The organism is Mycoplasmopsis cynos (genome assembly GCF_900660545.1).
GTDB classification, from domain to species: Bacteria; Bacillota_I; Bacilli_A; order Mycoplasmatales; family Metamycoplasmataceae; genus Mycoplasmopsis; species Mycoplasmopsis cynos.
Genome location: NZ_LR214976.1, coordinates 1 through 4829, shown reverse-complemented (window position 1 = coordinate 4829; position 4829 = coordinate 1). Strand labels below are relative to the sequence as shown.

Annotated in this window: 6 protein-coding genes; 2 read left to right on the top strand and 4 right to left on the bottom strand. The window is 24.0% G+C overall.

Annotated elements, in window-relative coordinates; all coding sequences use genetic code 4:
• Positions 1 to 341: 341 nt before the first annotated feature.
• On the top strand, positions 342 to 2354 hold the full coding sequence (locus EXC48_RS00095; RefSeq protein WP_129720330.1) for a type I restriction-modification system subunit M: 2013 nt from the start codon (positions 342 to 344) through the stop codon (positions 2352 to 2354).
• Positions 2299 to 2748, top strand: a complete 450-nt coding sequence (locus tag EXC48_RS00090; RefSeq protein WP_129720329.1) for a hypothetical protein — start codon at positions 2299 to 2301, stop codon at positions 2746 to 2748. Before EXC48_RS00095 ends, EXC48_RS00090 begins: the two co-directional genes overlap by 56 nt.
• Here EXC48_RS00090 and EXC48_RS00085 read toward each other — a convergent pair.
• The 4 genes from EXC48_RS00085 to EXC48_RS04600 all read right to left on the bottom strand — a co-directional run.
• Positions 2741 to 4012 (bottom strand): N-6 DNA methylase, encoded by a 1272-nt coding sequence (locus tag EXC48_RS00085; protein WP_223216282.1) that lies wholly within the window; start codon positions 4010 to 4012, stop codon positions 2741 to 2743. The two genes, EXC48_RS00090 and EXC48_RS00085, sit on opposite strands and share 8 nt — an antisense overlap.
• Before the next feature lie 10 nt (positions 4013 to 4022).
• On the bottom strand, positions 4023 to 4262 hold the full coding sequence (locus EXC48_RS05020; RefSeq protein ID WP_268814391.1) for an N-6 DNA methylase: 240 nt from the start codon (positions 4260 to 4262) through the stop codon (positions 4023 to 4025).
• Between the two features lie 2 nt (positions 4263 to 4264).
• Positions 4265 to 4552, bottom strand: a complete 288-nt coding sequence (locus EXC48_RS05015) for an N-6 DNA methylase (protein ID WP_268814392.1) — start codon at positions 4550 to 4552, stop codon at positions 4265 to 4267.
• A 66-nt stretch (positions 4553 to 4618) separates the two neighbouring features.
• Positions 4619 to 4829, bottom strand: a 211-nt coding sequence (locus EXC48_RS04600; RefSeq protein WP_165035591.1) for a hypothetical protein, incomplete at its 5' end; no start/stop codon positions are given.

Sequence of the window (4829 nt, the reverse complement as noted above, 5' to 3'; positions counted from 1 at the left end):
ATTCGCTAAGTATATCAATGAAAAATTAGATATATATTTAAAAATGCTGCAAGATTAAAATAAATTTCACTTAAACACAATATTTTAAAAAATAAAAATTGGATAAAGTGCTTAGGCAATACCAAAATACTTTATCCAATTTTTAATTATTTTCTCTTTAGTATTTTAAATCTTTTTTTAACTTTTAACATTTTATTATGTAAAAACAAAAAAACTAAAAAAGAAAAATTTTTAAGGATAATGTTTTATTTATATTTTTTGAGTTTTTTACAGCGAAATTAATAAATAATACTATAATTAAGATATAAAAATAAAGGTAATTTAATTTAAAAGGAGTACAAATGGCGAAAAATCTTGAAAATAATCAAGACTTTATCAAAATGAGCAAGCAAAAACTTGCTAATAAAATATGATCTGCTGCTAACGAACTTAGATCACAGTTAGATGTCACAGAATATGACAAAATTATATTAGGTTTAATATTTTATAAATACTTATCATCAAAGCAAACTGAAACATTAATTGATAAAAATGGCGATTATCAACTATGTCAAAAAAATGATGAAAAATCAAATAATAATGAATGTTACTTATACATAGAAGATCTTACAAAAGGTGAAAATCCTGATCAAATTGTTGATAGCTTAAAAGAAAATTTAGGTTTTTATATACCATATGAATATTTATTTTCATCATGAAATAAAAAAGAATTTCGTAGTAAATTTGATCGAAACTATATTATCGAATCAATTAATCACTTTAATAGTGAAATAGAAAATATTAACCAACAGAATTCATTATATAAAAACATATTTGATGAATTTTATCTTTCAATTCAAAAGGTCAAAAATGAAGATAGCATCAAAAAGGTTGTTAGAATTATTGATGAAATTCCAACTAAAAAACAAGATTATGATGTATTAGGTTTTATTTATCAATATTTAATTGGTGAGTTTGCCTCAACAGCAGGTAAAAAAGCTGGGGAATTTTACACACCACTTGAAGCCGGGATTCTAATGTCTGAAATAATTTCATTCCATCTTAGTAAATTTACATATGATAAAGATGATTTAATTAGAATATATGACCCCACAGCCGGTTCTGGTTCTTTATTAATTAGAGTTGCAGAAAAATTCCAAAAACATATGAATGAATTACATCATGATATTAGAATTAAATATATTGCACAAGAAATTCTACCAACCTCATTTAAGACATTGAGTATGAACTTAATTATGCATAATATTCCACCACAATTAATAAACATTAGAGAAGCTGATACCTTAGAAGATGATTGACCAACAGAAAGTAACGGAGATAAAAAAGTTAAAGCTATTGTAGCAAATCCACCTTATTCTCATCTTTGAAAACCTGATAATAAAATAAATGATCCAAGATTCCAATCATATGGTCTTGCTCCAAAATCAAAAGCTGATTATGCCTTTTTATTACATAGTTTATACCATTTAGATAAAGATGGAATAATGGCAATAGTTTTACCTCACGGAGTTTTATTTAGAGGCGGTTCTGAATATGAAATTAGAAAATCATTAATCAAAAAACAAAAAATTGATACCATTATTGGACTTCCTAATAATATGTTTATGGGTACTGGTATTTCAACTATAATAATGATTCTTAAAGAAAACAAAACTACTGACGACATTATGTTTGTTGATGGTTCTAAACTTTTTTCAAAAGATGGAAATAAAAATAAACTTGATAGATCACATATTATCAAAATATCAGATGTTGTTAATAACAGAATTGAAAAAGATGGATTTTCAAGAATTGTTTCGCTTAAAGAAGTTGAGGAAAATGACTACAATCTAAATATTTCAAGATATATAGATAATTATGATAAAGATGAAATTCATGACTTATATTCAACAATGTATGGTGGAGTATCTGACCAAGAAATTTCGGTTTTAAATCCATTTTGAAATAAGTTTATTGGTTTAAAAGAAAAACTTATTTCAAAAAGACCTGACGGATATAATCTTTTAAATCTAAAAAATGATGATTTAGTAAATACAGTAAAAAATGATTCATATGTAAAAGAGTTTATTAAAGAAAATAAAGACATTGCAAATTTAATTATCGAGTTTATTAAGAAAAATATTCCTTCATATGAAAATATTAATGAAATTAATGTTTATAACTTTGAAAGTAATTTCGAAGAATTTATATTAAATATTAAAGATAATGCCTTTATTGAAAAATATGACATATATCAAGTAGCGATTGAAAAATTCGAGATTATTAAAGAGGATATTGAAATAATTCAAAATTATCAAAATGATAATATCTCAATTTCAGAAATTCTTATTCAAGAAAAAAAATATTGAAAATAATAAAAATGGCACTCTAGTCAATTGAGATGCTCGCTTAATAGGCAAGGAATTTATTATTGAGAAATTTTTTGTTAATGAATTAAATGAAATAAAAAAATTAAAATACAATATCGATTCAATAGAAAGCGAAATTAAAGAAACATTTGAATCAATTGATGAAGAAGAAAAAGATCTACCTATATTTAAAGAAAATGGTTTTGATAATAAAGAATTATCAAAACAAGTTGCTATTTTAAAGAAGGATAAATATGCATTAGATAATCTTGAATTAGCCGACAAACTTATTCATGTTTATAATTTAAACAACGAACTTAAAAATTTAAAAGACTTACTCAAAATAAATGAGTTCGAATTATTAAACGCCTCTCTTGAAAAAATACGATTCACTAGATAAAATACATTTTATGATCTTTTATTTTACAAGAGGCGTTTAATAATTCGAACTCATTTATTTTGAGTAAGTCTTTTAAATTTTTAAGTTCGTTGTTTAAATTATAAACATGAATAAGTTTGTCGGCTAATTCAAGATTATCTAATGCATATTTATCCTTCTTTAAAATAGCAACTTGTTTTGATAATTCTTTATTATCAAAACCATTTTCTTTAAATATAGGTAGATCTTTTTCTTCTTCATCAATTGATTCAAATGTTTCTTTAATTTCGCTTTCTATTGAATCGATATTGTATTTTAATTTTTTTATTTCATTTAATTCATTAACAAAAAATTTCTCAATAATAAATTCCTTGCCTATTAAGCGAGCATCTCAATTGACTAGAGTGCCATTTTTATTATTTTCAATATTTTTTTCTTGAATAAGAATTTCTGAAATTGAGATATTATCATTTTGATAATTTTGAATTATTTCAATATCCTCTTTAATAATCTCGAATTTTTCAATCGCTACTTGATATATGTCATATTTTTCAATAAAGGCATTATCTTTAATATTTAATATAAATTCTTCGAAATTACTTTCAAAGTTATAAACATTAATTTCATTAATATTTTCATATGAAGGAATATTTTTCTTAATAAACTCGATAATTAAATTTGCAATGTCTTTATTTTCTTTAATAAACTCTTTTACATATGAATCATTTTTTACTGTATTTACTAAATCATCATTTTTTAGATTTAAAAGATTATATCCGTCAGGTCTTTTTGAAATAAGTTTTTCTTTTAAACCAATAAACTTATTTCAAAATGGATTTAAAACCGAAATTTCTTGGTCAGATACTCCACCATACATTGTTGAATATAAGTCATGAATTTCATCTTTATCATAATTATCTATATATCTTGAAATATTTAGATTGTAGTCATTTTCCTCAACTTCTTTAAGCGAAACAATTCTTGAAAATCCATCTTTTTCAATTCTGTTATTAACAACATCTGATATTTTGATAATATGTGATCTATCAAGTTTTATTTTATTTCCATCTTTTGAAAAAAGTTTAGAACCATCAACAAACATAATGTCGTCAGTAGTTTTGTTTTCTTTAAGAATCATTATTATAGTTGAAATACCAGTACCCATAAACATATTATTAGGAAGTCCAATAATGGTATCAATTTTTTGTTTTTTGATTAATGATTTTCTAATTTCATATTCAGAACCGCCTCTAAATAAAACTCCGTGAGGTAAAACTATTGCCATTATTCCATCTTTATCTAAATGGTATATAAACTATGTAATAAAAAGGCATAATCAGCTTTTGATTTTGGAGCAAGACCATATGATTGGAATCTTGGATCATTATTTTATTATCAGGTTTTCAAAGATGAGAATAAGGTGGATTTGCTACAATAGCTTTAACTTTTTTATCTCCGTTACTTTCTGTTGGTCAATCATCTTCTAAGGTATCAGCTTCTCTAATGTTTATTAATTGTGGTGGAATATTATGCATAATTAAGTTCATACTCAATGTCTTAAATGAGGTTGGTAGAATTTCTTGTGCAATATATTAATTCTAATATCATGATGTAATTCATTCATATGTTTTTGGAATTTTTCTGCAACTCTAATTAATAAAGAACCAGAACCGGCTGTGGGGTCATATATTCTAATTAAATCATCTTTATCATATGTAAATTTACTAAGATGGAATGAAATTATTTCAGACATTAGAATCCCGGCTTCAAGTGGTGTGTAAAATTCCCCAGCTTTTTTACCTGCTGTTGAGGCAAACTCACCAATTAAAATTGATAAATAAAACCTAATACATCATAATCTTGTTTTTTAGTTGGAATTTCATCAATAATTCTAACAACCTTTTTTGATGCTATCTTCATTTTTGACCTTTTGAATTGAAAGATAAAATTCATCAAATATGTTTTTATATAATGAATTCTGTTGGTTAATATTTTCTATTTCACTATTAAAGTGATTAATTGATTCGATAATATAGTTTCGATCAAATTTACTACGAAATTCTTTTTTATTTCATGATGAAAATAAATATTCATATGGTATA